At 48.3% G+C, this 317-nt stretch carries 1 protein-coding gene; it reads right to left on the bottom strand.

The window, feature by feature from the left end; translation table 11 throughout:
* Window positions 1-317 (bottom strand): hypothetical protein (locus tag AB9K37_RS01490; protein ID WP_369835241.1); only part of this gene is annotated, 317 nt, incomplete at both ends.

Genomic DNA, 317 nt, shown 5'->3' with positions numbered 1-317 from the left:
CTTCTCTCTCCTTTTCTCCTTTCCTTCCTTCCCTCTTCCTCTTCTCCTCTTCTTCTCCTTCTTCTCCCCTTCTTTTTTCTCTCCCTCCTCTTTTCTCCTCCCCTCTTCCCTCCTCTCTTCTCCTTCCCTCTCCCCCTTCTCTCTCTTTTCTTCTCTTCTTCTCTCCTCTTTCTTCTTCTTTTTTTTTCTTCCCTCCTCCCTCCCTCTCCCTTTCCTTCTTCTTTCCTTTTTTCCCTCTCTTCTTCCCTCTTTTTCTCCTCTCTCCCTTCCCCCTCTTTTTTTTCTTTTCCTCCCCTTCTCCCCCCCTCTCTTCCCCT

The sequence above is a fragment of the Donghicola sp. XS_ASV15 genome, assembly GCF_041224595.1.
Lineage (GTDB): Bacteria > Pseudomonadota > Alphaproteobacteria > Rhodobacterales > Rhodobacteraceae > Donghicola.
This window is presented reverse-complemented; position numbering and strand designations above follow the sequence as displayed.